A 23,749-nucleotide genomic window follows, 5' to 3' on the forward strand; every position below is an offset into this window, starting at 1 on the left:
GCGCATGCGTTGCACCTGGTCCTTGAGCGGATGCGCCATCGGTTCGACGCTCGCCGTGTCGGCCGCATCGAGCTGTTCGACCAGGTTGAGGATCTTCGACAAGCGGTCGACGTACTCGGGCATCTCGGCGTCGGTGATCGCAAGCCGCGCGAGATGAGCGATGTTCTCGACGTCTTTACGGGTAAGGCTCATTGACGGTTTCCGCGAGGATCAGAAAACAGGGAAAAATCCCGGAAAAAAGCGCGCGCAATCATACACCTCGCCTTGTGCAAAGTCCTACCCGTTGTTAGAGTACCGCACCTTTTTCGACCGTCGTTCGCCTGCACAACAACCATGTTCAAGAACCTTCGCGGCTACTTCTCGAACGACCTGTCGATTGATCTCGGAACGGCAAACACACTGATCTACGTGCGCGGTCGCGGCATCGTTCTGAACGAACCGTCGGTCGTCGCCATTCGCGAAGAACCGGGCCGCGCCGGCAAGAAGATCGAAGCCGTCGGCCAGGAAGCGAAGAACATGCTCGGCCGCACGCCGGGACACATCACCGCCATCCGCCCGATGAAGGACGGCGTGATCGCCGACTTCACCGTCACCGAGAAGATGCTGCAGTACTTCATCGAGAAGGTGCACGGCAATCGCATGATGCGTCCGAGTCCGCGCGTGCTGATCTGCGTGCCCTACGGTTCGACGCAGGTCGAACGTCGCGCCATCCAGGAATCGGCCGAAGGCGCCGGCGCCCGCTGGGTACGACTGATCGAAGAACCGATGGCCGCGGCCGTCGGCGCGGGACTGCCGGTGCATGAAGCCCGCGGCTCGATGGTGCTCGACATCGGCGGCGGCACCTCCGAAGTCGCGGTCATCTCGCTGAACGGCATCGTCTACGCCTCGTCGGTGCGCATCGGCGGTGATCGCTTCGACGACGCCATCATCAACTACGTGCGTCGCAACTACGGCATCCTGATCGGCGAAGCGACCGCGGAAAAGATCAAGATCGAGATCGGCTCGGCCTACCCCGGCCAGCAGGTCAATGAAATCTCCGTGAAGGGCCGCAACCTCTCCGAAGGCGTGCCGCGCAGCTTCACGCTCAACTCGAACGAAATCCTCGAAGCGCTGCAGGAACCGCTGGCCGGCATCGTCGGTGCGGTGAAGGTCGCGCTCGAACAGACGCCGCCGGAACTCGGCGCGGATGTGGCCGAACGCGGCATTGTGCTGACGGGCGGCGGCGCCCTGCTGCGCGACATCGACAAGCTGCTGATGGAAGAGACCGGCCTGCCCGTCGTGGTCTCGGAAGATCCACTCACCTGCGTCGCCCGCGGCGGCGGCCGCATGCTCGAACTCATCGACGAGCACGGCCCGGCCCTGTTCAATCTGGAATGATCGCCGGACATTCACTACTCCGCGTGATTCAACCCGCAGGGCATTTCCTCGCCACCGTCCTGCTTCCTTCTTCTCTGGCCAGCAGCCAGTAGCCCAGCGCCCAGCGGCCCTCTTCCGTGGTCACCCTCAGCTCCGACAGTCGTCCGATCATCGGCCACGGACCCGCGCTGGGGGCCCGCTTCTTTTTCCTCGCCATCGCGTCCATCGCGCTGATGGTGGCCGACCATCGCGGCGGCTACATGGAAGTGACGCGTTCCTGGCTGCAGACCGCGGTGAATCCGCTGTACGTCGTCGTGCAGGTGCCGGGACAGTTCTGGGGCTGGCTCACCGGCAGCTTCTCCGATCGCAGCCGCCTGCGTACCGAGAATGCCCAGCTCAACGATGAACTGCGTACCGCACGCGTGAAGCTGCTGCGCTTCGATGCGCTGACCGAGGAGAACCGCCGCCTGCGTGCGATCCGCAATGCCTCGCAGGGCATGGGCGAACGCACGCTGATCGCCGAGATCGTGCGGGTCGACGTCGATCCCTACCGGCATCGCGTCCGCATCAACAAGGGCAGTCAGGATGGCGTCTTCAAGGGCCAGCCGGTGCTCGATGCGTTCGGCATCGTCGGCCAGGTCACGCGGGTCGATGAAATCGGCGCCGAAATCATCCTGATCAGCGACAACGAACACGCGACGCCCGTGCAGGTGAACCGCAACGGCATCCGCTCGATCGCGGTCGGCACCGGCGACATCCATCGCCTGAACCTGCCGTTCCTCACGATCGAATCCGACGTGAAACCGGATGACCTGCTGGTCTCCTCCGGCCTCGATGGCATCTTTCCGGCGGGCTATCCCGTCGCCACGATTACGAAGGTCGAACGCGATCCATCGGCAACCTTCGCCGTCGTCGAGGCGCGTCCGCTCGCACAGCTGGACCGCGCTCGTGAAGTGCTGCTGCTGTGGGTCGATCCCTCGACGCAGCCGGCACCTCCCGCACCCGCGGTCAAACCGGCAAGGCCCGCGCCGTCCACTGCACCGGCAAGTCCTCCGCCCACGACGGCCTCGCCTGCAACGACGGAACCGACGTCCGCTCCCGAAGCATCCGACGAACCCACCACTCCGCCGCCCCCATGATGCACAGCACGGCCCTGGCCTTCGTTCACGGAGATCGCCTTCATGGCTGACGGCGGCTCGAGCGGACTGCGCATTACGATCACGACGCTGCTGGCGCTGATCTTCGCCATCGCACCGCTTCCCGACGTCATGAACCAGGCGAAGCCGCCGCTGCTGCTGCTGCTCGTCATCTACTGGTCGCTGAGCGCGCCGCGCATCGCCGGACTCATGTTCGCGTGGATGTGCGGGTTCGCCATCGACGTCGTGAAAGGCCCGCTGTTCGGCCAGCACGCGGTCGCGTACCTGCTGATCGCGTACCTGACGCACAAGTTCCAGCTGCGCATGCGCATCTTCCCGATCTACCACCAGACGCTGACCGTCTTCATGTTGCTGGCGCTGTACGAGTTCGTGGTGTTCTGGATCGACGGCATCATCGGCCCGGCCGTCACCGGCTGGATGCGCTGGGTGCCCGTCATCACCGGCACGCTGCTGTGGCCGCTGCTCGTTGCGGTGCTGGATACTTGGAACAGGGCGAGAAGATGAGCATGGCGACAGGCCACAGGCCACAGTCAGAACGGCTCCGTATCTCCGGCTCTCATTCTGGCCAGCAGCCTGTCGCCCGTAGCCTGTAAGCCTGTCGCCCCTCCCCATGTCCCGCTCCGTCCGCATCAAGGATCACCACGCCGAACAGCGGCTGTTCGACCAGCGCGCCATTGCCGCGTCGATCCTGATTGCGCTGGCGATCTGCGCCGTGATCGCCCGCCTGGTATGGCTGCAGATCGTCAAGTACGACTACTTCGTCGATCTGTCGCAGGGCAATCGCATCAAGGTCGAGCCGATTCCGCCGAACCGCGGCCTGATCCTGGATCGCAATGGCGTGCCGCTCGCCACCAACGCGCCCTCCTACCAGCTCGAACTGCGTCGCGAACAGGTGCCCGACCTGGATGCGACGCTGCAGGGGCTCGCCGATATCGGCCTGATCGATCCCGACGACATTCCCGCGCTCAAGAAAGACATCCGCGGCCGGCGCATCTTCGATGCGGTGCCGATCAAGCTGCAGATGAACGAGGAAGAACTGGCCCGGTTCGCCGCGCGCCGTTACGACTATCCCGGCGTCGACATCACGCCGCGACTGACCCGTTTCTATCCGCTCGGCGAAAGCAGCGTCCATGCCATCGGCTACGTGGGCGCCATCAGCGAGGACGACAAGAAATCGCTGAACATCGACGACTACGCCGGCTCGACCCTCACCGGCAAGAACGGCGTCGAGAAGCAGTACGAAAAGGAACTGCACGGCACGACGGGCCTGCAGCAGCTGCTGGTCAATGCCCAGGGCCGCACGGTCGAACGCATCGGGCGATCGAAGGTGGACCTGGTGCGCAAGGAACCGGTCGCCGGCAACGATCTGTTCCTCACCATCGATCAGCACGTGCAGCAGATCGCCGAAGAATCGCTGCGCGGACAGCGCGCCTCGGCGGTCGCCATCGATCCGGCCAACGGCGACGTCCTCGCATTCGTCAGCACGCCGGCCTTCGATCCGAATCTGTTTGCGCGCGGACTCAGCCGCGCCCAGTACGTCGCGCTCACCGACGATCCGGAACGGCCGATGTACGACCGGGCGCTGCGCGGCGTCTATCCGCCCGGCTCGACGGTGAAACCGCTGATGGCGCTCGCCGCACTGGAATACGGCGTCGTGACGCCCGAACACACCGAGTACTGCCGCGGCCTCTTCCGGCTGCCGCGGGTCAGCCGGCCGTGGCGCGACTGGAACTTCGACAAGGGCGGTCACGGCACGGTGAACATGGAGAAGGCGATCGCGACTTCATGCGACGTCTACTTCTACGACATGGCCAACCTGCTCGGCATCGATCACATTCACGACTACCTGGCGCAGTTCGGCATGGGATCGCCGACCGGCATCGACATTCCCGGCGAGAAGACCGGGATCCTGCCGTCGACGCAATGGAAGCGGAACAACTTCCGCCAGGCCGAGATGAAGGTGTGGTACCCCGGCGATACCATCAGCGTCGGCATCGGCCAGGGCTACATGTCGGCGACGCCGCTGCAGATTGCGCACTTCGCTGCGATCATCGCGGCCCGCGGCCAGCGATTCCAGCCGCGGCTCGTCAGCGCCATTCGCGACGTGAAAACCGGCGAGGTCCGCAAGCTGCCGCCAGTGCCCCTGCCTGCCGCCAGGACGTCCGATCCGCATGCCTGGGACATCGCGATCAAGGGGATGATCGACGTCACCAATGCGCCTTACGGCACCGCGCGGGCGCTGAGCGTGAATCTGCCGTACCTCCTCGCCGGCAAGAGCGGCACGGCACAGGTCTTCAAGGCCGCATCGAACCAGCGCGTCCGCAAGGCACACGAACTCGATGTGCACCTGCGCGACCACGCGCTGTTCATCGCGTTCGCGCCCGCCGACGCACCGATGCCGAAGATCGCGGTGGCCGTCGTCGTGGAGAATGCGCCCGGCGGCGGCGGCGCATTTGCAGGTCCCATCGCGCGACGCATCATCGATTCCTATCTGCTCACGCCGGAGCAATGGGAAGAACAGGAAGCGAAGCGCAAGGCCGCAGCCGCCGCGGCGGCCCAGCGCGCTGCACCGCGAACGACACCGCCGCCCGCTCCGGCCCGTACAGACTGATCCGGCAACGACGCTCATGGACATCGGCTCACTCGACTCCTCGCGAACGCAGCGCACCCTGACCGGATCGGCGCGGCTGCTGCTCGCGCTGCATCTCGACGGCCCGCTCTTCATCGCCCTGTCGCTGCTCGCCGGCATCGGCATCATCGTCGGCTTCAGCGCCTCGGGGCGCAGTCTCGGCATGCTCGAAGCCCAGGTCGCGCGCTTCATTCTGGCCATGCTGGCGATGATCATGCTCGCGCAGATTCCGCCGCGACTGATCCGCGGCGCGACGCCGTGGGTCTACGGCCTCGGACTCACGCTGCTGCTGATCGTGATGACGACGGGTCACATCGCGATGGGCGCGCAGCGCTGGCTCGACCTGGGTTTCATCCGCTTCCAGCCTTCGGAGATCATGAAGATCGCCGTGCCGCTCGCGTGCGCGTGGTATCTCAATGATCGACCGCTGCCGCCGAGTTTCACGTCGGTGATCGTCGTCGCCGCGGCCATCCTCATTCCGACGATCATCATTGCCGAACAGCCGGACCTGGGCACGTCGCTGCTCGTCGCCGCCGCGGGCGGCATGGTGATCCTGCTCGCGGGCCTTTCGGGAAAGCTGATCGCGGGTGTGATTGCGATGCTGATCCCGACGGTATACGTCGCGTGGGAATACCTGCTGCACGACTATCAGCGCCAGCGCGTGCTGACGTTCCTCGATCCGCAGACCGATCCGCTCGGTTCGGGCTACCACATCATCCAGTCGCAGATCGCCATCGGCTCCGGCGGAGTCTTCGGCAAGGGCTATCTCAACGGCAGCCAGGCGCAGCTGGAGTTCCTGCCCGAGAGTTCCACGGACTTCATCTTCGCCGTGATCGGCGAGGAGTGGGGACTCATCGGCCTCGTCACCGTGATCGCGCTGTATCTGTTCGTCATCGGCCGCGCGCTCTATCTCGCGGCGGAATCGCAGGACACGTTCTCCCGGCTCGCCTCCGGCAGCCTGGCACTCACATTCGCCGTGTACGTCTTCGTCAACACGGGCATGGTCACGGGCCTGCTGCCCGTCGTGGGCGTGCCGCTGCCGCTGATCAGCTACGGCGGTACCTCGATGGTGACCCTCATGGCCGGCTTCGGTATCCTCATGTCGTTGTGCGCGAAGCGGAAACTCGTGGGTCGATGAGACTGCAACCTTTGTTCTACTGCGGTGTCCCAACGACGTGACTCAGCCGCCTACAGCCACTGCCCTGCTTGCCTGCATCACACTGAGCAGCCCCGCTCTCGCCGTCGACACCAGTCGCAGCGAAGTCCGCGAGTTCATCGCGGAGATGCAGCGCGACTACGAATTCGATCCGGACGCGCTGACCCGGCTGCTGTCGAAGGCCGAGACCAAGCAGAACATCCTCGATGCCATCAGCCGGCCGGCCGAGCGCGTCGTGCCCTGGCACGAGTACCGCCTGCAGTTCCTGAACCCACAGCGGATCCAATACGGCGTCCGCTTTCGCGACGAGCATCCGGAACGATTGAAAGCGATCGGCGACGCACAGCTCGCCAACACGGTGCTCGGCATCCTCGGCGTGGAGACCTCGTACGGCAGGATCACGGGCAGGTTCCGGGTCATCGACGCATTGACGACGCTGGCGTTCGACTACCCGCCGCGCGGCGAGTTCTTTCGCAGCGAACTGCAGCAGTTCCTGCTGCTCACGCGCGAAGAAGCCGTGGATCCGCTCACCGCGCTCGGATCGTATGCCGGTGCGATGGGCTCGCCGCAATTCATCTCGAGCAGCTATCGCAAGTACGCGATCGACGCCGATGACGACGGTCGTCGCGACCTGTGGTCCAGCTGGGACGACATCGTCGGCAGCGTCGCCAACTATCTGCGCGCCTTCGGCTGGCGACAGAACGAAGAAGTCGTCGTCGAGGCCGCCGTGGCGGCCGAGGACATCGATCGCTTCAGCGCCGGCCGGATCGAACTGAACGAAACCGTGCAGTCGCTGCGGACCAAGGGAGCCAGATTCGAGACACGCATGCCCGACGACGCGCCCGCCATGCTCGTCATCGCGCAGGGCAAGGACGGTCCCGTCTACCGCGTCGGCTTCAACAATTTCTACGTCATCACCCGCTACAACCGCAGCACCATGTACTCGATGGCGGTGCACGACCTCGGCGAAGCCGTCGCGGGAGCATCGCGCTGATGCATCTCGCGCCGGCACAGAGCGGCTGCGATCCATCACGACCGACCGGCTGTCACGCAGCGCTGCGCATTGCAGCGGCCCTGGTTGCAATCGCCGTGATTCTCGCCGGCTGCACGACGCCGGCGCCGCGCCCCGCGCCGCGTGCTCCCAGCGAACCGACGCACGTTCCGATACCGCCGCCCACGCTGCCGCCGCCGAAAGACATCGAGGCCATTCCGGACGCCGTTCCCAGGCCCGAGCCGCGCTCGGCGAGAGGCAATCCGCCGTTCTACAACGTCCTCGGCAAACGCTACTTCGTGCTCGCGACCGCCGATGGCTATCACGAGCGCGGCGTGGCCTCGTGGTACGGCCCGGGCTTCCACGAAGCGCGCACCTCCAATGGCGAGCCCTACGACATGTACGCGATGACGGCAGCGCACAAGACCTTGCCACTGCCGACGTACGTGCAGGTGACGAATCTGAAGAACGGCCGCAGCGTCGTCGTGCGCGTCAACGATCGCGGACCGTTCAAGGACAGCCGCATCATCGACCTGTCCTACACGGCCGCCGCCAAACTGGACATGCTGCGCGAGGGCACGACGTTCGTCGAAGTCCGCGAGCTGACGCCCGTCGCGGACGTTCAGGAAGAGTCCGCACCCGCCACGGCCCTGTATGTACAGGCGGGCGCTTTCAGCGCGGAGAGCAATGCAGCGAACCTGCTGGCGCAGCTTCGCTCGAAAGGCATCAGCAAGGGATTCGTGCGGGCGGATGAAATCAACGGCAAGCCGATGTACCGCGTACGCATCGGCCCCATTCCCAGCGTGCCGGAGTTCGATCGGGTGCTCGCACGGCTGAAATCCCTGGGTATTGCCGATGCGCAACTCGCGCTCGACTGAGCGGATCGCCGGCAGGTCCGCTGCCCCGATCCGCCACATTTCCGCCTGGATTCGTCTACATTCCCGCAGCACTGCTCGTTAGAATCCGGCCTGCCTCCGCTTCGTCGAAAATGGTGATGTCGATGTCCGAACGCCTCCGCCACAGGCTTCTCGCCGCTTTGATTGCCGCTTCGGGTCTGCTCGTCGGAGCATGCTCGGATTCCTCCGCGCCCACCGCCACTGCCAGCGTTCCCGCGCCGATTCCGAACGTCATCGCGCAGCAATCCGGCGAAACTGCGCCGCCCCCCATCCCCGCGGCGCCGCAGATCCAGGCGCGCGCCTACTACCTCATGGATTTCGTGAGCGGCCAGGTGCTCACCGCGAGCAACGAGAACGAGCGGCTCGAACCCGCCAGCCTCACCAAGCTGATGAGCGCGTATGCGGTATTCCATGCGCTGAAAGATGGCCGCATCAAGCTGGCCGACCTGGTCACGATCAGCCCGCATGCGCGTGCGCAGGAAGGTTCGCGCATGTTCGTGAACGTGGGCACGCAGGTCAGTGTCGAGGACCTCATCCAGGGCATGATCGTGCAATCGGGCAACGACGCCACCGTTGCGCTGGCGGAGCACGTCGCCGGCAGCGAACCGGTGTTCGTCGATCTCATGAACCAGTACGCGCAGAAGCTCGGCATGTCGGCCACGCATTTCGAAAACTCGCCGGGCATGCCGCATCCGGAGCACTACACCACGGCGCGCGACATCGGCCTGCTCTCGGCGGCGCTGATCCGCGACTATCCCGAGTACTACAAGTGGTACTCGCAGCGTAAGTTCACCTGGAACAACATCACGCAGCCCAATCGCAATGGCCTGCTGGACCGCGACCCGACGGTCGACGGCCTGAAGACAGGTCACACCGAGAGCGCAGGCTACTGCCTGGTGTCTTCAGCCAAGCGCGAACGCATGCGCCTGGTCTCCGTCGTCATGGGCACATCGAGCATGCGGGCGCGCGAAGACGCCAGCGCCGCATTGCTGAACTACGGCTTCCGCTTCTTCGAAACGCGGCGCCTGTTCGCAACCGGCGAAACCGTCGTTTCCGCGCGGGTCTGGAAGGGGGAAGCCGAAGAAGCCAGCATGGGCGTGATCGAAGACGTGTACGTCACCTTCCCGCGCGGCCAGGAAAACACGCTCAGCGCTGCGGCGGACATTCCCGATCCGCTGCTGGCGCCGCTGTCGCCATCGCGCACCGTCGGCAAGTTGCGCATCCTGCAGAACGGTCAGCCGATCGGCACGTATGCATTGCATCCGCTGGCGGAAGTGAAGGAAGCCGGCTTCTTCGGGCGCATGATCGACGACATGAAACTCTGGCTGAAATAGTCCGTCAGGCAGCCTCCATGCCCTTCCCCGTCTGCTATCTCAACGGAGAATTCCTGGCGCTGCAGGAGGCACGCATTTCGCCGCTCGACCGCGGCTTCCTGTTCGGCGACAGCGTGTACGAGGTGTTGCCGGTTTTCGATGGCCGCATGTTCCGTTTCCGCGAGCACTTCGACCGGCTGGCACGCAGTCTGCGCGAGATCCGCATGGCATCGCCCCACTCGCACGAAGAATGGCTGGTGCTGCTCGAACAGCTGATCGAGCGCAATGGCGGCAGGAACATGTATCTGTACGTGCAGGTGACGCGCGGCACGGAATTCGGACGCAGTCACGAGTTTCCGGCGAATGTCCGCCCCACGGTGTTCGCGCTGGCTTCGCTGCTGCCGGTGTTCACTGCCGAACAGCTGGAAAAGGGCTTGAGCGCCATGACGGTCGAGGATTTTCGCTGGGGCCGCTGCGACATCAAGAGCACTGCCCTGCTGGCGAACGTGCTGATGAAACAGCAAGCCATCGATGCCGGCGCGCAGGAAGCACTGATCGTTCGCGATGGCGAAGTGCTCGAAGGTTCTTCCACCAGCGTGTTCATCGTGCGCGACGGCGTGCTGGTAACGCCGGCCAACAGTCACCGCATCCTGCCCGGCACGACTCGCGATACGGCCCTGGAACTGGCGACCGGCATGATCCCCATCGAAATCCGCAGCATCGCCGTCGATGAGCTGTCGTCCGCCGATGAAGTCTGGATCGCTTCGGCGACCCGCGATGTGCTGCCCGTCACCCGCATCGATGGTCGACCAGTCGGCAGCGGCAAACCCGGTCCGCTATGGCACAAGGTCAGCGCGGCATTCGGGCAGATGCGCCAGCGACTTGCCGGCACTCCTGCACTTTAGGTGAACCGCCCATGTCGGATGCAATAGACACCCTGTTCGAATTCCCCTGCGATTTCCCTCTCAAGGTGATGGGAAAACGCAGCGACGATTTTCGCAGCCTCGTAGTCGGCATCATCCAGAAGCACGCGGGCCCGGTGCCGCCGGACAAAATCGTGGAGCGCCCCAGCAAGGACGGGAATTACCTGAGCCTCACCTGCACGATCCACGCACAGAGCAAGGCCCAGCTGGATGCCATCTATCGCGAACTCACGTCCTGCGAGCGGGTGCTGGTGGCGTTGTGAGTGCGGAATCCGGAGTTCGGAGTTCGGATTTCACACGGAGTTCACGGAGGCCACGGAGATCGGAAGAAGAAATTTCCACGGGGAGGAATGGGAACACGGGGAGCACGGGGATAAGAAATTTTCTGTTCCGAACCCCGTGCTCCCCGTGTCCCCCGTGGAAATTTTTCTTCTCTTCTCCGACCTCCGTGCCCTCCGTGATCTCCGTGTGAAATTCTTTCTTCTTCAGTCGTCCGACGCGACGCGGATGACGACCTTGCCGGTCGAGCGTCGCCCGTTCAGCACGTCGAGCGCCTGCGTGAAGCTGTCGAGTCCGTTCATCTCGGTGATGTGTGGCTTGATCCGGCCTTCTTCGAAGAGCTGGAACAGCGCCTTCAGATTGGCCGCGTGAACCTCCGGCTCGCGACGCGTGTGCGCGCCCCAGAATACGCCGACCAGTGAGCAGCCCTTGAGCAGGGCGAGATTCAGAGGAACCGCCGGGATCTTGCCGCCCGCGAATCCGATCACCAGGTAGCGGCCGTTCCACGCCATGCTGCGCACGCATTGTTCGGCGTAGTCGGCGCCGACCGGATCGTAGACGACGTCGATGCCGCGATCAGCGGTGAACTCCATGACCTTCGACTTGATGGTGTCCTTCGTGTAGTCGAACACCGCATCGGCGCCGTGCGCTTTGGCCAATGCAAGCTTCTCTTCAGAACTCGCCGCCGCCAGCACGCGCGCGCCAAGCGCCTTGCCGATCTCGATGGCCGTGATGCCGACACCGCCCGCGGCGCCCAGCACCAGCAGCGTTTCGCCGGCCTTCAGGTTCGCTCGCTGTACCAACGCGTGATACGTGGTGCCGTAATTGACGAGGAAACCGGCTGCGGCGCTCATGGACATCGAATCCGGCAGCGGGATCAGGCTCGCCGCACTGACGACGCATTCCTCCGCCAGCCCGCCGGTTCCTGCCATGGCCAGCACGCGTGCGCCGGGCTCGATGTGCAGGATGTCCGGGGCGACCTCGGTGACCACACCGGCAGTTTCGTTGCCGGGCGTGAATGGCACGTCGGGTTTGATCTGGTATTTCCCGGCAACCTGCAATGCATCGGGAAATCCGAAGCCGACGGCGTGAACCTTGAGCCGGACATGTCCCGGCTTCAGTTGCGGGGCCGGCAGATCTTCGACGCCGATCTGGGGAGGAGGTCCGTAGCTGCGAAGAACGACTGCACGCATGACGATACTCGACTGCTTGTGTGGATCGACGTCGCGAACCGGCCCGCCATCACATCCAGTTCGGTGTGTCCGGCAGGCGCAGTTCACGCAACAGATGCGGCGCAAGGCCGCGGGCCGCCTCCGGCACACCGACCTTCACACCCTGCGCTTCGAGATCCGTGACCTCGAGGCCCGCATATCCGCAGGGATTGATGCGCCGGAACGGAGCCAGATCCATGGACACGTTCAGCGCGAGACCATGATAGCTGCAGCCGCGACGGATACGCAGGCCGATGCTGGCGAGTTTGCGTTCGTTGACATACACGCCCGGCGCATCGCGCCGACCGGCGGCAGCAATGTTCCGCTCTGCGCAAAATGCGATCACGGCATTTTCGAGTGCAACCACCAGTTCGCGCACGCCGATGCCGAGTCTTCTGACATCGATCAGGGGATAGACCACGAGCTGTCCGGGACCGTGGTACGTCACCTGACCGCCGCGGTCGATCTGCACCACAGGAATATCGCCGGGCGCGAGCACGTGCTCGTGCCTGCCATTCATGCCCAGCGTGAAGACGGGTGGATGTTCGAGGAACCAGATCTGATCGGCATCGGCCGATGAGCGCGTGTCCGTGAAGGACTGCATCGCGCGCCAGGTGGGCTCGTATTCGACCCGCCCGAGCCATCTCATCGCTGCGCGGCCGGCTGCAGGATGGCTGGACGCGGCACCGGATCTCATGACATGCGGCGCGACGGGTCAGCCGCCGGCTTGCGTCTTCGGTCGTGCGCCGAGACCGGCATTGTTGCGTTCGAGCGCGCGCTCGGCGCGGTAGCTCGAACGCACCAGCGGCCCGGAAACGCATTCCAGGAATCCTTTCGACAGGGCCCACCCGCGATAGCGCTCGAACTCCTCGGGTGTCACCCAGCGCTCGATCGGCAGGTGATTCGGCGTCGGACGCAGATATTGTCCGAGCGTGAGAATGTCGACGCCCGCGGCGCGGATGTCATCCATGGACTCGGCGATCTCGGCGTCCGTTTCGCCGAGCCCCAGCATCAGACTCGTCTTGGCGAGGACGTCGGGGCGATATGTCTTGGCATGTCCGAGCACTCGAAGCGTCTGTTCGTAGCTCGCTCGCGGATCGCGCACGGGGTGCGTGAGACGCCGGACGGTTTCGACGTTCTGCGCAAATACCTCCAGCCCGCTGCCGACGACGGTTTCCACGTCGGTGAGATTGCCCTGAAAGTCCGGCGTGAGGGCTTCGACTGCAGTCGCAGGATTCACGCGCTTGATCTCGCGCACGCAGGCTGCGAAATGCGCCGCACCGCCATCGTCGAGATCGTCGCGATTGACCGAGGTCAGCACGACGTACTTCAACTTCATCAGCTCGACGGTGCGGGCGCTGTTGCGCGGTTCATCCTGATCGAGCCAGCCGCGCGGATTGCCCGTATCCACCGAACAGAATCGGCAGGCACGCGTACATACCGCGCCCATCAACATGATCGTGGCCGTGCCGGCATTCCAGCATTCGCCGATGTTCGGACACTTGGCCTCCTCGCACACCGTGGCGAGGCGATGCTCCTTCACCAGAGCCCGCACGTCGTCGAACTTCGAACCTGCCGGCATCGGTGCGCGCAACCACTGGGGCTTGCGTCCGAGCATCAGGGGATCCGCTCCGGCAGTCGCCTTGATACCGTCCTTGATGGCAGAAAAACCCTGCGGGGTACGGTATTTCTCGCCGCTGCGGGTCATTGCAGCAGGCCGGCCGTCGGCCGAGGGGATGATCGGGATGCCTTTGAACTGACTCACGTATTGGATCGAACCCTTGTCTTGCTGCGGCATTCTACCGGCCGGCAGCGGGGTTCCCAAATGAAAAGCCCGGCAGAGCCGGGCCTTTCATCACCGCGGTTTCAGGCCGGGTTATTGATATGTGCGCAGCGTCCAGAGGTTGGCGAGATCAGCCCACTTGCCGTCCTGCTTCACGGCCTTGAAGCTCTGACGGGCTGCGTCCTTCTGACCCTTCTTCAACTGCGCCAGTCCGAGGCTGATCTGGGCCTCATCGATATCGGTCACGCCGCCCTTCTTGATGCCCGCCTGCAGCGAAGCAATGGCTTCGTCGTACATGCCGTAGCTCAGATACGCCTGGCCCAGGCCGACGCTGGCCTGTCCCTGCGTCGCCTTCTCCGCGTCCTTGGCCTGCTGGGCCAGGGATGCGCGGTCGGAGGCAGCCTGTTTCTTGGCTAAATCATAGAGGCGCGTATAGCGGCCCTGTTCGGTCTTGTCGTCGCTCTTGAGCGTGCCGTTGTCCATGCCCTTCTGCATGGTCTGCTCGGCCTCGCCAGGAACGCCCGCCTCGATCGCGAGCTGCGACATCTCCATGTAGTCGCCCTTGTCCTTCAGGACGCCGACGTCGCTCATCAGGCGATAGAAGCCCAGCGCCACGCGATCACTGTTCTGCTTGCGACGATAGATGTCGGTGAGGTTTTCCCAGTATTCGGGTTTCGGGTAGTAACGGACCATCTTTTTCAATGCGTCCGCCACGCCATCCTTGTTGTCGAGCTTGAACTGCGAGCTCAGCACGATCTGGATGTAGTTTTCCTTGGGCACCTGGCCGTTCTTTTCGGCGTGCGACACGACACCGTTCATGACGCTCGCCGCGCCCTTGTAGTCTTCGAGCAGGTAGTTCGCCTGACCAAGCAGCACGGCCACGTCTTCGGAATTCGGGTTCTTGGCGAGCCATTTCTTGGCCCACTCGGCAGACTTGCTGTACTGCTTTTCCTGGAAATACATCTGGGCCACGGCCTTGGTGCGGTCGTCGACCTGATCGGCAGGAACCAGACCGGAATTCAGCATGCGCTCGAATACCGGCGCGGCCTGGCCGTACTTCTTCTGCTGAACGAGGATGTAGCCGAGAAACTCATCGATCTGATAGTCCTCGGCGGGAGTCTTGCCCGAGACGGCCTGCGCCTTCTTGATCTCGCCCAGCGCGGTGTCCCATTGTTTTGCGGCCATCGCCTTCTGTGCAGCGGCCAGCGGCGTAGCCACTTCCTTGCGCAGTTTGGGCTTCGCTGGTTCGGCAGCCTGGACCACCGTCGGGGTGATGACGGCAACCGCGGAGACCATACCGATCGCTACGCTGATCGCAGCCGCAATGCTTCTTACTCGGGTCATAGCACTTCCCAAAAATCTGAATCTGGCGAACTGATATCGCGAGTTCATGCTCGCGATTCGATGCTTAACAGGCCCTGAAACGAACGACGGGGTGAAGAAGTTCACCCCGTCGGAGAAAGTCTGGCAACGTTAATCCAGAAATTGTTCGTTGCCGACGAAGCCGATGCGCTGCATTCCACTTCGCTGCGCCAGAGCCAGTACCTTGGCAACCGTATCGTAGTCTGCGCGACGATCGGGTCGTACGTGCAACTCAGGCTGCGGGCTCTTGCGCGCTTCGACCTGGAAATAGCTTTCCAGCGTGCTCAGCTGCACCAGCGAACCGTTCCAGATGATCGAACCGTCCCAGTCGATATCGAGACGGACCGGCTCGATCACCTCGTCGGGGGGCGGAAGACTGCTCGCTCGCGGCATGTCCAGCTTCACCGCGTGCGTCATCACCGGCAGGGTGATGATGAACATGATCAGGAGCACCAACATGACGTCGATCAACGGCGTCGTGTTGATTTCCATCATCGGCTCGCCTTCACCGCCGCCGCCTACACTCATTGCCATGGTCGTTACCTCAGTCTCTGTTGGAACGGCGGATCAACGACCGCCGGCATCCGGTTCTGTAATGAAGCCGACCTTCATGATTCCCGCCCGCTGTGCGTCGAGGATCACGCGGCCAACGTGCTCGTACTTGGTACGTTGGTCGGCGCGAACGTGCACTTCAGGTTGAGGCTTGATGACCGCCACTTCCTTCATCCGGTTCAGCAGAGCGGCGTTATCAGCGACCAGGGCCGCGTTCCAGAACACCTGGCCTTCCCGGTTCACCGAGATGCTGATGTTCTCCGGCTTCGTCTGCGTCGGCACGTTATGCACCTGCGGCAACTCGAGCGGAACGGTCTGCGTGATCACGGGAATCGTGATCATGAACACGATGAGGAGAACCAACATGACGTCGACCAGCGGCGTCGTGTTGATCTCGTTCATCGGACGCTCGTCTTCGTCGACGTGCGTATTCAGCTCCGTAAATGCACTGCTCATTAGTCAGCTCCGGAAGACAGTAGAGCGTTACTTGCGAGCGGCAGCGCCGGCGGGCGCGCCAGCGGCAGGACGAGCAGCGCCAGTAGCCTGACCTTCAACGCGCGCACCGCTCACCAGGTAGGAGTGCAGATCGGCGGTGAAGTACTTCAGCTTCTCGGTGATGTCCTTGTTGCGACGCAGCAGCCAGTTGTAACCCATGACGGCCGGAACGGCGACGAACAGACCGAGCGCGGTCATGATCAGCGCTTCGCCGATCGGGCCGGCGATCTTGTCCAGGCTGGCCTGACCGGCGAGGCTGATCGAGATCAGGGCGTTGTAGATGCCCCACACCGTGCCGAACAGACCGACGAACGGCGCGGTCGAACCGACCGTCGCGAGGAGCGACAGGCCATTGGTCATGCGGCTGGTGATGCTGTCGACAGAGCGGTACAGCGACACCGTGATCCATTCGTGCAGCGGGATCTGATCCGTCAGACGGCCTTCATGGTGCTGGGCAGCGCGGACGCCGTCCTCGGCAACCATCTTGAATGCGTTTTCCTTGCTGAGCTTGCTGATGCCGTCACGCAGGTTGCCGGCGGTCCAGAAACCTTTGTGCACTTCAACGTAGTCCTTGCGAAGACGACGCTGGTCCCACAGCTTGGTGAGGATGACGTACCAGGAAGCCAGCGACATGATGACCAGGAGGTACAACACGCCGGTGCCGACGGCATCGAGCTGCCTGTAGAACGCCTCAAGGCCAAAGGGATTTTCTGCGACCTGGGTGGGTGTTTCTGGAGCCATGGAACAATGTCCTCTACTTGAAAAGCCTGTGACCTGAGAGTTGAGAGTTGGGAATCGTTGAACTTATGCCGTGCGTCAATCCGTGAGCTTGAACGTGACGGCGAACTGTCCCCACATGGGAACAGGCTTGCCATTTTCGGTTCCGGGCACCAGACGCCACGATCGCTTGACCTCGCGCACCGCGGCTTCGTCGAGCTTGGGGAAGCCGCTGGACTGCTTCACCCTGACGTCGCCGGCCCGACCGTTCTCCATGACATACACCTCGAGAACGACGGTGCCGGTTTCGCCCGCACGACGCGAAGACGGTGGATATTCCGGCTGCGTCAGCGGACGGCGAGGATCTGATTTCGGCGCAGTGCGCGCTACGGCAACCGGAGCGGGCTGCGGCGGCGGCTGCGAGACTGGCGCCGTATTCGTGACCGTGCGGATTGCAGTGGGCGGCGGCGCTTCACTTGGAATTTCGATCGCCACTTCGGGCGGCGGTACGAACGGAGGCGGAGTTTCGATCTTCGGCGGCGGAGGCGGAGGCTCGTCCTTCGGCTTCGGCGCGTCTTCGATCATTCGGGTTTCGATGGGACCGAGAACAGCATCGATCACGCGGTGGGACATGCCACTGGCAAGTAGCCAGAAGAACAGTGCGTGCAGCCCCACGATCAGGAGAAAGACAATCCCGCGTCGCGTGAGAAAGGATGACGATGCTGCTGGTGCGTAGGCCATGCTGTGCCGCTCGGATTAAAACGGGGTCTGAAACAGCCCCGCGCTTCTAAATGCGTAACCGTGATCTTTGGTATCGCCCGAGTATGCGTCTTGCGCATACATCCCCGTTCCCAGGGCCGAACGGATCGACGTAACGTCTGGGATTCCATTAACGGAATTGACATTACAGTCCACGCAGACCGCAGAACGCCGCGCAAGGTATAAAGTTTCCGTTAGGAAGGCAAGCACTCCTGAGAAGGAACCAGTACCGAAAATTTCGAGCGCACAGGCGCTGAATTTCGAGCGCACTGCTTTGGAAAGACAGCCGTTCGAGTCGCTTTGAAAAAAGCCACAAACTGCGAATTTGCCGAAGACTCAGGACAGCGCGCCTGCTGCTGACCTCTCAACGACCCACGCCGTTTCGACTGTCCACGTAGACAGGACATCGCAGGAATTTGTTCCACTCGACGGATCTGCACACGTCCGCAGGACGGTGCTGCCGCACTGCGCCATGCCGCCCGTCGCGACACCGATGACCGATCAAACGGAACTGCGGTTGAGCGAAAACTCTATTGGAATAAGCACAAAAGCGCGCCGCGGCGAACCATCCTCGACATAGGGCCGGAACGCGGCCCGCTCCACTGCTTCGCGCGCTGCATGATCGAGACGGGCAAACCCGCTGGAGGTTTCGACTTCGATACTGCACGCAGTGCCCCGCTCATCGATCAGCACCCGCAGCACGACCATGCCCTGCTCTCTGAGCTTGCGCGACTTGGGCGGATAGCGCGGCACCGGTTCACGCAGATATTCGACGCTGGAGATCAGCCTCGGCGCACCGGCATCGGCGGCTGCCGGTGCGACCGCGGCTCTTACCGGAACCGTAATTGCTCTCTCGGAGGGCGCCGCAACCGGGATTTCGATCAATGGCACATCCGGCATTGGAGTAACGATGGCGGCGACGACCGCCTTAACTTCCGGTGGCGTCCACTTCTTCTGTGTTGCCGGCACCGCAACGAAGCGCACCTCGACAGGCCTGGATGGCAATGCAAGGTTGAGACGGGGACCGATCGAGAGCAACGCCCCTATCGCTGCCGCATGAACGAGCACGATGCCCGCGGCAACGGTCAGGTGACGAGAGCGGTCCTGGGCAAACACGTGAGTGACCCTTGATCAAAGGGATGACCGGGAAATGATGCACGCTTGCGTGTCGCGTTGCAAATGAGAACGTTTCTCACTTATAGTCGCAACGCTCAGCGTTTCTCGCAAGCATCGTGACGGCAAGCCATCGCCAGCTGTCCTGCAATCACATAATTCAGGGAGCTTATTTCGATGCGCATCTCGAACCTGTCGCGGCGTACGCCGCTGGCGGCCGCAATCCTCGCGACACTGCAGACCGCAGCAATGCAATCCCATGCAGCCGAAACGACCAACGCTCAGCAGCTGCCGAAAATTTCCGTCGGCGCTGAGGAGGAGTCGTACAAGCCGGAGACGGTCTCCTCGCCGAAGTACACGGAGCTGCTGCGCGATACGCCGCAGACCGTCACCATCGTCAATCGCGAGGTGATGGACCAGCAATCGCTCGTCGGCCTGCGCGACGTGCTGACCACCCTGCCCGGCATCACCTTCGGCGCCGGCGAAGGCGGCGGCGGTTACGGCGACAGCGTGAATCTGCGCGGCTTCAGTGCGAACGCCGACATGACGATCGATGGCGTGCGTGACAGCGCCCAGTACACCCGCAGCGACAACTTCAATCTCGAAGCGGTGGAACTGGTCAACGGCGCGAATTCGGTGTTCTCGGGCGCCGGCTCGGTCGGCGGCACGATCAACCTGGTGAGCAAAGCCGCAGGCCAGGGCGATTTCAACCGCTTCTCCGCGAGCGGCGGCACCGACAGCTATGTCCGCGCGACTGGCGACGTGAACCACCAGATCAACGACGGCACGGCGGTGCGCCTGAACGTGATGGCGCATCAGAACGACATCCCGGGCCGCGACTACGAGGAAGCGAAACGCTGGGGCATCGCGCCGTCGATCGCCTTCGGCCTGGGCTCGGATACGCGCTTCACGCTGAGCTATCTGCATCAGAAGGACGACAACATTCCTTCTTACGGCGTGCCGTATTTCCAGAACCCGTACAACAACGGGCCGCTGCCGGAAGCCGATTCCAGCAACTACTACGGCTTTCACAACTTCGACGAGCAGGAGATCACGGTCGACTCGCTGACGTCGGTCATCGATCATGACTTCAGCGAAGGCTTCGCGATCCGCAATCTGACCCGCTGGTCGCAGATCGATCAGCTCACGCGCGTCACGCCGCCGCAGGGAACGTGGTGCCTGTCGAGCGGCATCAATGTGTCCAACGGCAACGCCTGCGCCACTCCCGGCATTTTCACGCAGGCCGGCCCCGCGGGTAATACGCGCGACAGCCGCAATACCATCCTCTACAACCAGACCGACGCGACATTGAGCTTCCGCGCCGGCTACATCGATCACGACCTGGTCATCGGCCTGGCGCTCACGCACGAGACCTACGACCTGATCTCCGGCAACTCGCTGCGCAACGCCGATGGCACGAGCGTACCCCTGCCGCCGAAGAGCATCGCGAACCCGGATTCGACCTGGAATGGCCCCGTCAACTTCATCGTGTCCGGCACGACGGACGGTGAACTCGACAACCGTGCCGTCTACCTGTTCGACACGCTGAAGTTCACGCCGCAATGGTGGCTGACGCTGGGCGCGCGCTATGAAAACAACGAGGGCAGCACCTATGCGACCAGCGTCGCGACCAACGGCGCCGTCACGGCGAGCCGGCCTGCAGAGAACTCGGATGACCTTTTCTCGTATCGGACGGCTCTGACCTTCAAGCCCGTGGAAGCAGGCACGATCTATCTCTCCTACGCCAACAGCAAGACGCCGTCCAAGGCGTCGGTGAACGGGGCGTGTCAGCCGGTGCAGACGACCAGCAACACCGGCCAGCTGCAAGGCAATGCCAACTGCGATGCCGATCCGGAAACCGCGATCAATATCGAACTGGGCACCAAGTGGGACCTGATCGATGATCGACTGGCGTTGACAGCCGCGGTCTTCCGCAACGATCGACAGAACTACAAGGTGTCCGATCCGCTCAACCCAGACAATCCCTCCGGCGAGCAGCAGCTCGATGGTCGCGCACGCGTCGATGGGCTCTCGCTCGGTGCGGCAGGCAACGTCACCAACGCCTGGGGCATCTTCGCGAACTACACGTACCTGGACAGCGAAGTGCTGCAGAGCGTCTCGGACTACGCCCTGGGACAGGGAGCCGATCCCCAGAAGGGCAATCCGCTGACCAGCGTTCCCAAGCATTCCGCCAGCGTGTGGACCACGTATGTGTGGAATGGATTCACGTTCGGTTATGGCGCCACCTACCAGGGTGAGGTCTATCTCAACAACAACGCCGCCGTGCTCTACAAGACGCCGGACTACCTCGTGCATCGACTGATGGTCGGCTATGACTTCAATCGCAAGCTCGGTCTGCAGCTCAACATCAACAACGCAACCGACAAGGAGTACTACGAGCGCATCCGCAACAACGGCTGGGCCACTCCAGGCGCGGCCCGCAATGCGATCCTGACGATCAACGGCAACTTCTGATCGTTTTGTCCGGAGACAAAGCCCTGTCCGTTCGCGGGCAGGGCTTTTTTCCATTTATAGTGCCGACATCTTTCGCAGACGCACACCATGATCATCGCGATTCCAGACGTTCTGACGGCCCAACAGGTCACCGACGCCCGCCAGCAGATGGACAGCGCCGAGTGGATCGATGGTCGCGTCACTGCCGGACACCAGTCTTCGCGCACCAAGGACAACGTGCAGCTGCCGGAAGGCACTCCGCTCGCACGCAAGCTCGGGGACATGATCATCGCCGCGCTCGAACACAGCCCTCTGTTCGTTTCCGCTGCCCTGCCGTTGAAGATTTTCCCGCCGCTGTTCAATCGCTATGGGAGCGGACAGTCGTTCGGCATCCACGTCGACAATGCCGTGCGCCAGATCCGCGGCACACTGCATCGCGTACGCACGGATCTCTCGGCCACGCTGTTCCTGTCGGCACCGGAGGAATACGACGGCGGGGAACTGATCGTCGAAGACACTTACGGGCCGCACAGCGTCAAGCTGCCCGCAGGTCACATGGTCCTGTATCCGGCCAGCAGCCTGCACAAGGTGCAGCCGATCACGCGCGGCGCGCGCGTCGCTTCGTTCTTCTGGATTCAAAGCATGATCCGCGGCGATGCCGAGCGCACGATCCTGTTCGACATGGACCAGGCCATCCAGCGATTGAACCGCGACTCGCCCAATCACCCCAGCGCCGTGCAACTGACCGGCGTGTATCACAACCTGCTGCGTCGCTGGGCCGAGGTGTAGCGCTCAGCGGGTCAGCTCGGCATCCAGTTCGGCCAGTTGCGCCGGCGTGCCGACGTTACGCCAGCGCCCGCGATACAACTCGCCGCTGACCCGGCCTTTTGCGATCCATTCGCGCATCAGCGGTGCGAGCGGGAAGCGACCGCGACTGCAGCCCGCAAAGAATTCGCCGCGGAAAACGCCGATGTTGGCGTACGTGAACCGCTCGCCGGCGGTGACGAGACGGCCCTCCGCGAGCGCGAAGTCGCCGCGGGAATGAAAATCCGGGTTGGGCACCATCACGAAGTGAGCCGCGTCACCGCTGCCGAGGCTGCGGGCGACGCGCGACAGCGGGCAGTCGGTCCATATGTCGCCGCTCACCACCAGGAACGGTTCCGGCCCCAGCAGGGGCAATGCCTCGACAATCCCGCCGCCGGTTTCGAGTGCGGCATCGCCCTCGTCGCTGTAGGCAATCTGCACACCGAAGCGAGCACCATCTCCCAGCGCGTCGCGAATGGATCCGCCGAGCCAGGCGAGATTGACCACGATCTGCGTGATGCCCGCCGCGGCCAGCGCCTCGATGTGGTACTGCATGAGCGGCTTGCCGGCGACCGGCAACAGCGGTTTCGGCACCGTGTCGGTCAGCGGTCGCATGCGCTCGCCGCGTCCCGCGGCCAGGATCATCGCCTTCATCGGGATGCGGACGCGGCCTGGTTCAGCTGCGGCATGACGCGCTCATCGATGAACTCGCGCAGGAACTGCAGTTCGGGATAGCTGCCGCTGACGACGCGAACGTAGTTCAGCGTGCGCGGAATGTCATTCAGATAGCCTGGCTTGCCGTCGCGATGCCACAGGCGCGCAAAAATGCCGATGGCCTTGAGATGCCGTTGCACGCCCATGAAATCGAACCAGCGCAGGAACGCCTTCTGGTCCGATCCCGTGTCGACACCGGCCGCTCGCGCGACTTCGCGAAAACGGGTCACCCAGCCATGTACGCGCTCGATGGGCCAGGCGACATAGCAGTCGCGCAACAAGGACACGAGGTCGTAAGTCACCGGACCGTAGACCGCATCCTGGAAATCGAGGATGCCCGGATTGGCGCCGAGCTTGCCGCCGCCCACCATCAGATTGCGCGAGTGATAGTCGCGATGAACGAACACCCGCGGCTGGGCCAGGGCTTCCGCCACGAGTGCATCGAACACGCGCTGCAGATTCGCGCTGGCCGCAGCATCGAACGTCAGTTTCAGATGAGTGCCGCAGAACCACTCGGGGAACAGCGTCATTTCACGCCGCAGCAGCGCATCGTCATATGGGGGCAGTTCCACGGCGTGCTCGCGCCCGTTGGCCTGGATCTGCACCAGCGCGTCCATCGCGTCGTGATACAGACGATCCGCATCGCCGCCGCCGTCGATCTCGGCCAGGTACGTCCGGCCGCCGAGATCCGAGTTCAGCAGAAACCCTTCGGCGAGGTTGGTTTCGAGGATGTGCGGCGCGTTGACGCCCGCCGCGACCAGCATGTTCGCGACGCGGATGTAGGGCTCGATGTTTTCCTTCTCCGGCGGCGCATCCATCGCGATCCACGTCTGTCCATTGCGGCTGACGCGGAAATAGCGGCGGAAGCTCGCATCGGCAGAAGCCGGCGCGATGGCGAAATCGCGCGATCCGAACAATACCGACAGCCATTGCTTGAGTTGTTCGAGTCGCCGATCGGACGGCTCGACACCGACGCCATTACTCACGGATGCACCTGCTCATGAATCCTCTGCTTCGTGACTTCGCGTTGCACAGATGATCGGCGCGGCCACGAGCGAACGCGACGCACTGAAACTCTGCTGCGA

24 protein-coding genes are annotated in these 23,749 nt (G+C 63.3%); 12 read left to right on the top strand and 12 right to left on the bottom strand.

The window, feature by feature from the left end; translation table 11 throughout:
• Window positions 1-192: Asp-tRNA(Asn)/Glu-tRNA(Gln) amidotransferase subunit GatC (gatC, locus tag V7D81_RS07770; RefSeq protein WP_324315580.1), on the bottom strand; the 192-nt coding region annotated here is incomplete at its 3' end.
• 141 nt (window positions 193-333) lie between these two features.
• On the opposite strand from gatC, the gene V7D81_RS07775 reads away from it, so the two are divergent.
• The 10 genes from V7D81_RS07775 (at window position 334) to V7D81_RS07820 (ending at window position 10,684) form a co-directional block, all read left to right on the top strand.
• The gene (locus tag V7D81_RS07775; protein ID WP_324315581.1) at window positions 334-1,377 is read left to right on the top strand and encodes a rod shape-determining protein; all 1,044 of its coding nucleotides are present in this window, start codon (window positions 334-336) and stop codon (window positions 1,375-1,377) included.
• A 116-nt stretch (window positions 1,378-1,493) separates the two neighbouring features.
• Window positions 1,494-2,495, top strand: coding sequence for a rod shape-determining protein MreC (gene mreC, locus V7D81_RS07780; RefSeq protein WP_324315582.1), 1,002 nt, complete (start codon window positions 1,494-1,496; stop codon window positions 2,493-2,495).
• A gap of 42 nt (window positions 2,496-2,537) precedes the next feature.
• Complete coding sequence (gene mreD / locus V7D81_RS07785) at window positions 2,538-3,017, top strand: rod shape-determining protein MreD (protein ID WP_324315583.1); 480 nt, start codon at window positions 2,538-2,540, stop codon at window positions 3,015-3,017.
• Window positions 3,018-3,123: 106 nt separating this feature from the next.
• Window positions 3,124-5,124, top strand: a complete 2,001-nt coding sequence (mrdA, locus tag V7D81_RS07790; RefSeq protein WP_324315584.1) for a penicillin-binding protein 2 — start codon at window positions 3,124-3,126, stop codon at window positions 5,122-5,124.
• Between the two features lie 16 nt (window positions 5,125-5,140).
• Window positions 5,141-6,280: a rod shape-determining protein RodA gene (gene rodA / locus V7D81_RS07795; protein ID WP_324315585.1), complete on the top strand. Its 1,140-nt coding sequence runs from the start codon at window positions 5,141-5,143 to the stop codon at window positions 6,278-6,280.
• Between the two features lie 37 nt (window positions 6,281-6,317).
• A complete protein-coding gene (gene mltB, locus V7D81_RS07800; protein ID WP_324315586.1) occupies window positions 6,318-7,292 on the top strand; it encodes a lytic murein transglycosylase B in 975 nt (324 codons plus the stop codon).
• Window positions 7,292-8,167, top strand: coding sequence for a septal ring lytic transglycosylase RlpA family protein (locus V7D81_RS07805; protein WP_324315587.1), 876 nt, complete (start codon window positions 7,292-7,294; stop codon window positions 8,165-8,167). The genes mltB and V7D81_RS07805 overlap by 1 nt, the downstream gene beginning before the upstream one ends.
• Window positions 8,168-8,289: 122 nt before the next feature.
• On the top strand, window positions 8,290-9,519 hold the full coding sequence (locus V7D81_RS07810) for a D-alanyl-D-alanine carboxypeptidase family protein (protein ID WP_324315588.1): 1,230 nt from the start codon (window positions 8,290-8,292) through the stop codon (window positions 9,517-9,519).
• A gap of 17 nt (window positions 9,520-9,536) precedes the next feature.
• Window positions 9,537-10,403 (top strand): D-amino acid aminotransferase, encoded by an 867-nt coding sequence (locus V7D81_RS07815; RefSeq protein ID WP_324315589.1) that lies wholly within the window; start codon window positions 9,537-9,539, stop codon window positions 10,401-10,403.
• A gap of 11 nt (window positions 10,404-10,414) precedes the next feature.
• On the top strand, window positions 10,415-10,684 hold the full coding sequence (locus tag V7D81_RS07820; protein ID WP_324315590.1) for a YbeD family protein: 270 nt from the start codon (window positions 10,415-10,417) through the stop codon (window positions 10,682-10,684).
• A gap of 222 nt (window positions 10,685-10,906) precedes the next feature.
• On the opposite strand, the gene V7D81_RS07825 is transcribed toward V7D81_RS07820, so the two are convergent.
• The 9 genes from V7D81_RS07825 to V7D81_RS07865 form a co-directional block, all read right to left on the bottom strand.
• Window positions 10,907-11,893, bottom strand: a complete 987-nt coding sequence (locus tag V7D81_RS07825) for an NADPH:quinone oxidoreductase family protein (RefSeq protein ID WP_324315591.1) — start codon at window positions 11,891-11,893, stop codon at window positions 10,907-10,909.
• 49 nt (window positions 11,894-11,942) lie between these two features.
• The gene (gene lipB, locus V7D81_RS07830) at window positions 11,943-12,608 is read right to left on the bottom strand and encodes a lipoyl(octanoyl) transferase LipB (protein WP_324315592.1); all 666 of its coding nucleotides are present in this window, start codon (window positions 12,606-12,608) and stop codon (window positions 11,943-11,945) included.
• Between the two features lie 18 nt (window positions 12,609-12,626).
• Window positions 12,627-13,619: a lipoyl synthase gene (gene lipA, locus V7D81_RS07835; RefSeq protein ID WP_349257631.1), complete on the bottom strand. Its 993-nt coding sequence runs from the start codon at window positions 13,617-13,619 to the stop codon at window positions 12,627-12,629.
• 168 nt (window positions 13,620-13,787) lie between these two features.
• A complete protein-coding gene (locus tag V7D81_RS07840) occupies window positions 13,788-15,038 on the bottom strand; it encodes a tetratricopeptide repeat protein (RefSeq protein ID WP_324315594.1) in 1,251 nt (416 codons plus the stop codon).
• Window positions 15,039-15,167: 129 nt separating this feature from the next.
• A complete protein-coding gene (locus V7D81_RS07845) occupies window positions 15,168-15,590 on the bottom strand; it encodes an ExbD/TolR family protein (RefSeq protein ID WP_324315595.1) in 423 nt (140 codons plus the stop codon).
• 33 nt (window positions 15,591-15,623) lie between these two features.
• The gene (locus tag V7D81_RS07850) at window positions 15,624-16,010 is read right to left on the bottom strand and encodes an ExbD/TolR family protein (protein WP_324315596.1); all 387 of its coding nucleotides are present in this window, start codon (window positions 16,008-16,010) and stop codon (window positions 15,624-15,626) included.
• Window positions 16,011-16,091: 81 nt separating this feature from the next.
• Window positions 16,092-16,844 carry a MotA/TolQ/ExbB proton channel family protein gene (locus V7D81_RS07855; RefSeq protein WP_324315597.1) on the bottom strand — a complete coding sequence of 251 codons (753 nt, stop codon included), beginning with the start codon at window positions 16,842-16,844 and terminating at the stop codon, window positions 16,092-16,094.
• A 75-nt stretch (window positions 16,845-16,919) separates the two neighbouring features.
• A complete protein-coding gene (locus tag V7D81_RS07860; RefSeq protein WP_324315598.1) occupies window positions 16,920-17,561 on the bottom strand; it encodes an energy transducer TonB in 642 nt (213 codons plus the stop codon).
• 519 nt (window positions 17,562-18,080) lie between these two features.
• The gene (locus tag V7D81_RS07865; RefSeq protein WP_324315599.1) at window positions 18,081-18,695 is read right to left on the bottom strand and encodes an energy transducer TonB; all 615 of its coding nucleotides are present in this window, start codon (window positions 18,693-18,695) and stop codon (window positions 18,081-18,083) included.
• 174 nt (window positions 18,696-18,869) lie between these two features.
• Between V7D81_RS07865 and V7D81_RS07870 the strand changes: the two genes are divergently transcribed.
• Together V7D81_RS07870 and V7D81_RS07875 are read left to right on the top strand one after the other, a co-directional pair.
• Window positions 18,870-21,167, top strand: coding sequence for a TonB-dependent receptor (locus V7D81_RS07870; protein ID WP_324315600.1), 2,298 nt, complete (start codon window positions 18,870-18,872; stop codon window positions 21,165-21,167).
• A gap of 87 nt (window positions 21,168-21,254) precedes the next feature.
• On the top strand, window positions 21,255-21,935 hold the full coding sequence (locus V7D81_RS07875; RefSeq protein WP_324315601.1) for a Fe2+-dependent dioxygenase: 681 nt from the start codon (window positions 21,255-21,257) through the stop codon (window positions 21,933-21,935).
• Between the two features lie 3 nt (window positions 21,936-21,938).
• On the opposite strand, the gene murU is transcribed toward V7D81_RS07875, so the two are convergent.
• Together murU and V7D81_RS07885 are read right to left on the bottom strand one after the other, a co-directional pair.
• Window positions 21,939-22,604, bottom strand: a complete 666-nt coding sequence (gene murU / locus V7D81_RS07880) for an N-acetylmuramate alpha-1-phosphate uridylyltransferase MurU (RefSeq protein WP_324315602.1) — start codon at window positions 22,602-22,604, stop codon at window positions 21,939-21,941.
• The gene (locus V7D81_RS07885) at window positions 22,601-23,650 is read right to left on the bottom strand and encodes an aminoglycoside phosphotransferase family protein (RefSeq protein WP_324315603.1); all 1,050 of its coding nucleotides are present in this window, start codon (window positions 23,648-23,650) and stop codon (window positions 22,601-22,603) included. Before V7D81_RS07885 ends, murU begins: the two co-directional genes overlap by 4 nt.
• Between the last annotated feature and the right edge of the window lie 99 nt (window positions 23,651-23,749).

Origin of the sequence: Povalibacter sp., from assembly GCF_036735925.1 — a bacterium.
Taxonomy (GTDB): Bacteria; Pseudomonadota; Gammaproteobacteria; order Steroidobacterales; family Steroidobacteraceae; genus Steroidobacter.

What these genes read in the sequence shown, in the direction of transcription:
- lipB (WP_324315592.1), bottom strand. Translation starts at nt 12,608, where the DNA reads ATGAGATCCGGTGCCGCGTCCAGCCATCCTGCAGCCGGCCGCGCAGCG.
- V7D81_RS07845 (WP_324315595.1), bottom strand. Translation starts at nt 15,590, where the DNA reads ATGGCAATGAGTGTAGGCGGCGGCGGTGAAGGCGAGCCGATGATGGAA.
- V7D81_RS07820 (WP_324315590.1), top strand. Translation starts at nt 10,415, where the DNA reads ATGTCGGATGCAATAGACACCCTGTTCGAATTCCCCTGCGATTTCCCT.
- rodA (WP_324315585.1), top strand. Translation starts at nt 5,141, where the DNA reads ATGGACATCGGCTCACTCGACTCCTCGCGAACGCAGCGCACCCTGACC.
- V7D81_RS07850 (WP_324315596.1), bottom strand. Translation starts at nt 16,010, where the DNA reads ATGAACGAGATCAACACGACGCCGCTGGTCGACGTCATGTTGGTTCTC.
- mreD (WP_324315583.1), top strand. Translation starts at nt 2,538, where the DNA reads ATGGCTGACGGCGGCTCGAGCGGACTGCGCATTACGATCACGACGCTG.
- V7D81_RS07825 (WP_324315591.1), bottom strand. Translation starts at nt 11,893, where the DNA reads ATGCGTGCAGTCGTTCTTCGCAGCTACGGACCTCCTCCCCAGATCGGC.
- V7D81_RS07875 (WP_324315601.1), top strand. Translation starts at nt 21,255, where the DNA reads ATGATCATCGCGATTCCAGACGTTCTGACGGCCCAACAGGTCACCGAC.
- V7D81_RS07855 (WP_324315597.1), bottom strand. Translation starts at nt 16,844, where the DNA reads ATGGCTCCAGAAACACCCACCCAGGTCGCAGAAAATCCCTTTGGCCTT.
- V7D81_RS07815 (WP_324315589.1), top strand. Translation starts at nt 9,537, where the DNA reads ATGCCCTTCCCCGTCTGCTATCTCAACGGAGAATTCCTGGCGCTGCAG.
- V7D81_RS07775 (WP_324315581.1), top strand. Translation starts at nt 334, where the DNA reads ATGTTCAAGAACCTTCGCGGCTACTTCTCGAACGACCTGTCGATTGAT.
- V7D81_RS07805 (WP_324315587.1), top strand. Translation starts at nt 7,292, where the DNA reads ATGCATCTCGCGCCGGCACAGAGCGGCTGCGATCCATCACGACCGACC.
- murU (WP_324315602.1), bottom strand. Translation starts at nt 22,604, where the DNA reads ATGAAGGCGATGATCCTGGCCGCGGGACGCGGCGAGCGCATGCGACCG.
- V7D81_RS07840 (WP_324315594.1), bottom strand. Translation starts at nt 15,038, where the DNA reads ATGACCCGAGTAAGAAGCATTGCGGCTGCGATCAGCGTAGCGATCGGT.
- lipA (WP_349257631.1), bottom strand. Translation starts at nt 13,619, where the DNA reads ATGACCCGCAGCGGCGAGAAATACCGTACCCCGCAGGGTTTTTCTGCC.
- V7D81_RS07810 (WP_324315588.1), top strand. Translation starts at nt 8,290, where the DNA reads ATGTCCGAACGCCTCCGCCACAGGCTTCTCGCCGCTTTGATTGCCGCT.
- mrdA (WP_324315584.1), top strand. Translation starts at nt 3,124, where the DNA reads ATGTCCCGCTCCGTCCGCATCAAGGATCACCACGCCGAACAGCGGCTG.
- V7D81_RS07860 (WP_324315598.1), bottom strand. Translation starts at nt 17,561, where the DNA reads ATGGCCTACGCACCAGCAGCATCGTCATCCTTTCTCACGCGACGCGGG.
- V7D81_RS07870 (WP_324315600.1), top strand. Translation starts at nt 18,870, where the DNA reads ATGCGCATCTCGAACCTGTCGCGGCGTACGCCGCTGGCGGCCGCAATC.